Source organism: Streptomyces lucensis JCM 4490 (genome assembly GCF_014650035.1).
Lineage (GTDB): Bacteria > Actinomycetota > Actinomycetes > Streptomycetales > Streptomycetaceae > Streptomyces > Streptomyces lucensis.
The window spans coordinates 1-5,522 of the sequence record NZ_BMUE01000036.1 but is presented as its reverse complement, the minus strand read 5'-3'; the positions used below and the strand labels follow the sequence as shown (position 1 = coordinate 5,522).

2 protein-coding genes are annotated in these 5,522 nt (G+C 73.6%); both read left to right on the top strand.

The window, feature by feature from the left end:
* Nucleotides 1-2,951, top strand: a 2,951-nt coding sequence (locus IE177_RS34445) for a non-ribosomal peptide synthetase (RefSeq protein ID WP_190019429.1), incomplete at its 5' end; no start/stop codon positions are given.
* The coding region (locus IE177_RS34440; RefSeq protein ID WP_190019428.1) for a non-ribosomal peptide synthetase at nucleotides 2,948-5,522 on the top strand (2,575 nt) is incomplete at its 3' end. The genes IE177_RS34445 and IE177_RS34440, both read left to right, overlap by 4 nt.

The following is a 5,522-nucleotide window of genomic DNA, read 5'->3' as shown; positions in this document are numbered from 1 at the left end:
CCACCCAGCCCGACCTGCCCCGGGACCTGGACGTCCCCACACTCGAACTCGACGCGGCGGCGACCCTCGGCGCCATGGAGACGCAGGGGACGGACGACGTCCGGGACGACGAGCGCACCGCGCCCCTGCGGCTGGACCACCCGGCCTACGTGATCTACACCTCCGGTTCCACCGGCCGGCCCAAGGGCGTCGTCGTCACCCACCGGGGACTGCCCGGCTTCGCGGCGGCAGAGCGGGACCGCTTCTTCGTCACTCCCGGCAGCCGCGTCCTGCAGTTCGCCTCTCCCAGCTTCGACGCGGCAGTGCTGGAGGTCTGCATGGCCCTGGTGCACGGCTGCGTCCTCGTCGTCCCGCCGAGCGGCCCGCCGGCCGGCGACGACCTGGTGGCCTTCATGCGGGAACACCGGGTCACCCACGCCCTCATCCCGCCCGCGGCCCTGGCCGCACTCCCCGGCGCGGATCTGCCGGACCTGCGCACCCTGGTGGTGGGAGGCGAGGCGTGCTCCGCCGAGCTGGTCGCCCGCTGGGCCCCCGGACGCCGGATGGTCAACGCCTACGGACCGACCGAGGCCACCGTGATGGCCACCACCAGCGCACCGCTCGCCCCCGGCGCCGGAGCCCCGCCGATCGGGAGCCCCGTCACCAACGCCGCGGTCTACGTCCTGGACGAGGCGCTGCGGCCGGTGCCGCCGGGTGTGGTGGGGGAGCTGTACATCGCCGGCCGGGGTCTGGCGCGGGGTTACCTGGGCCGTCCGGGTCTGACCGCCGACCGGTTCGTGGCCGCCGTGCACGGTGCGCCGGGGGAGCGGATGTACCGCACCGGTGACCTGGCCAAGTGGCGCGCCGACGGTCTGCTGGAGTACGCGGGCCGGGCGGACGACCAGGTCAAGCTGCGCGGTTTCCGGATCGAGCCCGGCGAGATCGAGGCCGCTCTGACCCGGCACCCGGACGTCTCCCGGGCCGTCGTCGTCGTACGCGAGGACCAGCCGGGGCGACGGCAGCTGGTCGGATACGTGGTGTGCGCCGACAGCGCGCTGCCCGATCCGACGGACCTGCGCAAGCACGTCGCGGAGTGCCTGCCCGACTACATGGTCCCGTCCGTGTTCGTGCGGCTCGACCGGCTGCCGCTCACCCCCAACGGCAAGCTGGACACCAAGGCGCTGCCCGCGCCGCAGCGGACCGGCGGCGCGGGGCGGGCACCGGCCAACGCCCGCGAGGAGACCCTGCGCGGTCTCTTCGCCGACGTGCTCGGCCTGGACGAAGTCGCCCTGGACGAGGGCTTCTTCGAACTGGGCGGTGACAGCATCGTCTCCATCCAGCTGGTCGCCGCCGCCCGCCGGGCCGGACTGGCCATCACCCCCAGGGACGTCTTCCGGCACCGTACCGTCGAGGCCCTGGCCACCGTCGCCACCGAGATCGGCACGCAGGGCGAGCCGGCCCCGGTCTCCGGCGACGGCACGGGCCCGCTCCCGACGACACCGGTCATGGAGTGGCAACGGGCCCGCGGCGGTCCGGTGGAGCGCTTCAGCCAGGTCATGCTCATCCGGGTACCGCGGCGGCTGGGAGTCGAGCGGCTCACCGGCGCCCTGCAGCGGGTGCTGGACCACCATGACGCCCTGCGCATGCGGTGGACGCCGGACGCACCGGACGGCTGGAGCCTGCACATCGCGCAGCCGGGCGGCGTGGACGCCGCCCAGGCCGTCACCCGCGTCGACATCAGCGGCCTGACCGGCGACGACGCGCTGCGCCGGGTGTACGAGGAACAGCGGGACGAGGCCCTGGCCGGACTCTCGCCCAGGGACGGGCGCATGATCCGGGCCGTCTGGCTGGACGCGGGGGACGACCGGCCGGGCCGGCTGCTGCTGGTGCTGCACCACTTCGTCGTCGACGGCGTCTCCTGGCGGATCCTGGTGCCCGACCTGATGGCCGCGTGGCAGGCCGGCCCCGACGCCCCCGCCGCGCTGGACCCCGTGGGCACCTCGCTGCGGCACTGGAGCCGGCGCCTGCGCTCGGCGGCGCACTCCGGGGAGAGGACCGCCGAACTCCCGCTGTGGCAGGAGATGACGCGGGAGCCGGACAGGCTCGTCGGCAGCCGCCCGCTCGACCCGGCCCGGGACACCACCAGGACGGCCCGCTCGCTCACCCGGACCCTGCCGCCGGAGCAGACCGAAGCGCTGCTGACCAAGGTGCCCGCCGCCTTCCACGCCACGGTCAACGACGTCCTGCTGACCGGGCTGGCGCTCGCCGTCTGCGACTGGCGGCGGCGCCACGGCGGCGGCACCGACACGGCGGTCCTGCTGGACCTCGAAGGCCACGGCCGCGAGGAGTTCGCCCCGGACATCGACCTGTCGCGCACGGTGGGCTGGTTCACCACCGTCTACCCCGTCCGTCTGGACACGGGACTGCCCCCCGGCGCCCAGTGGCGGACCGGGCACGCGACGGGCGACGCGCTCAAGCGCGTCAAGGAACAGCTGAGGCGGCTGCCGGACAACGGTCTCGGCTACGGCCTGCTGCGCTGGCTCAACCCGGACACCGCCTCCGTACTCGCATCCGGCCACACCCCCCAGATCTCCTTCAACTACCTCGGCCGCTTCGCCGCCTCGGACCAGGCGCCCGAGGAAGCCGCCGCGTGGACGGCCGACCCGCTGGCCGACGTGCTCACCGCCGGCGCGGACGAGGACCTGCCGCTCGCGCACTGCCTGGAACTCAACGTGCTGACGCAGGACGGCCCGCAGGGGCCCCGGCTCGTCGCCACCTGGTCCTGGGCGGCCGGTGTGCTGCCCGAGGCCCGGGTCCGCGACCTCGCCGAAACCTGGTTCACCGCCCTGGACGCCCTGTCGGACGCGAGCAGCCGGACCGACACCGGTGGCTGGACTCCATCGGATCTTTCCTTGGTGTCGCTGTCGCAGGCGGAGATCGACCTTCTGGAATCCGACTGGAGGAACTCATGACCACACAGGGTCTCGCCGATGTTCTGCCCCTGTCTCCGCTGCAGGAGGGCATGCTCTTCCTCGCGCTCTACGACGAGACGGCGGTGGACGCCTACACCGTCCGGCTCTCCTTCGACCTGCGGGGACCCCTCGACGCGCCGCGGCTCAAGGCCGCCGCCGAAGCCCTGCTCGACCGTCACGCGAACCTGCGTGCCGCGTTCCGGCACGAGAAGCTGAGCAGCCCCGTACAGCTGATCCCCAAGTCCGTGGAACTGCCCTGGCGCGAGGAGGACCTCACGGCCCTCGCCGACGCGGAACGCGGGGCGGCGCTGGAGCGGCTGGCCGAGGAGGAGGGCGCCCGGCGCTTCGACCTCACCCGCCCGCCGCTGGTGCGCTTCACCCTCGTGCGGCTCGCCGAGGACACCCACCGCCTGATCATCTGCCTGCACCACATCCTGCTGGACGGCTGGTCCTTCCCGCTGCTGGTCGGCGAACTCTTCGAGCTCTACGAACGGCACGGCGACACCGGCGGCATGCCCAGGGTCACCCCGTACAAGGAGTACCTCGCCTGGCTCGCGCGCCAGGACAAGGACGCGGCGGCCAAGGCCTGGCGGGCCGCGCTCGACGGCCTCGCCGAACCGACCCTCGTGGCGCCCGGCATCACCCAGCGCCTGGCCCGGCAGCCCGAGGAACAGGTCGTCGAGCTGTCCGAGGACCTCTCGGCCTCCCTCACCGATCTCGCGCGGGCCCGCGGCTGGACCCTCAACACGGTGGTGCAGAGCGCCTGGGCGCTGCTGCTCGCCGCGGTCACCGGCCGCGACGACATCGTCTTCGGCGCGACCGTCTCCAGCCGTCCGCCGCAGCTGCCCGGCGTCGAGACCATGGTGGGCCTGTTCATCAACACCCTCCCCGTACGGGTGCGACTCGACTGGTCCGAGCCGCTCGCCGGCCTGCTCACCCGGGTCCAGGACACCCAGGCCGAGCTGATGGACCACCAGCACCTGGGCCTGGCGCAGATCCAGCGCCAGGCCGGCGGCGGCCCGCTGTTCGACACCCTCGCCGTCTTCGAGAACTACCCCCTGGACGCCGCGGCCCTGGACCGGCGGATGGACGGAGTGTCGGTCTCCGGCTTCACCGGCCAGGACGCCACCCACTACCCGCTCAGCCTGATCGCGTACCCCGGCACCAGGATCCGGCTGCGCGTGGGCTACCGCCCCGACGCGCTGGAGGCGGACGCCGTCGCCACGCTCACGGACCGGTTCACCCGCATCCTGGCAGCGGTGGCGGCCGGCCCCGACCGGCCCACCGGGTCGGTTGACACCCTCTCACCGCAGGAACGCGGTCAGGTCCTCACCGGCTTCAACGACACCGCACACGCCGTCCCCGACACGACGCTGCCCGAGCTGTTCGAGACGTGCGCGGCCCGCACACCCGACCGCACCGCCCTCGTCTTCGAGGGGGAGGCGCTCTCCTACGGTGAGCTGAACGCCCGCGCCAACAGGCTGGCCCGCCTGATGGCCGACCGCGGCGTCGGCCCGGAGTCGACGGTGGCCATAGCCGTGCCGCGCTCCGCCGAGATGGTCGCCGCCGTCCTCGCCACGATCAAGACGGGCGCCGCCTACCTGCCCGTGGACCCCGACTACCCGGCCGACCGCATCGCCTACGTCCTCACCGACTCGGCGCCCGGCCTGCTGCTCACCACGGAGGCGACCGCCGGCTCCGTCGTACCGCACGCCGACACGGTGCCCACGCTCGTCCTGGACTCGCCCGGGACGCTCGCGGCCCTGGCCGAGCACCGCACCGACGACGTCACCAACGACGAGCGCGTCACGCCGCTGCGCGCGGACCACCCCGCCTACGTCATCTACACCTCCGGCTCGACCGGCCGGCCCAAGGGCGTCGTCGTACCCCACCGCGGCATCGTCAACCGCCTGGCGTGGATGCAGGGGGAGTACGGGCTGACGGCGGACGACCGCGTGCTGCAGAAGACCCCGCTGGGCTTCGACGTCTCGGTGTGGGAGCTGTTCTGGCCGCTGACCGAGGGAGCCACGCTCGTGGTCGCCCGGCCCGAGGGACACCGCGATCCCGCCTACCTCGCCGAGGCGATCGACGAGTACGGGGTGACCACCGTCCACTTCGTGCCCTCGATGCTCCAGGAGTTCCTGCGCCACCCGGCCGCCGCCCGGTGCACCGGTCTGCGCAGGGTGATCTGCAGCGGTGAGGCACTGGGCAGCGAGACACGCGACCGCTTCCTGACACTCCTCGACGCCGAGCTGCACAACCTCTACGGCCCCACCGAGGCGTCCGTCGACGTCACCGCGTGGGCCTGCCGCACGGACGACCGGACCGGGACCGTGCCCATCGGGCGACCCGTCTGGAACACCCGCGCCTACGTGCTGGACGCGGCCCTGCGTCCGGTACCGCCCGGCACCGCCGGCGACCTGTACCTCGCGGGAGTCCAGCTGGCCCGGGGCTATCTGGGGCGTCCTTCGCTGACGGCGGGTCGTTTCGTGGCGGATCCGTTCGGGCCGGCGGGTGGCCGGTTGTATCGCACGGGTGATGTGGCGCGGTGGGACGGGGACGGCCGTCTGG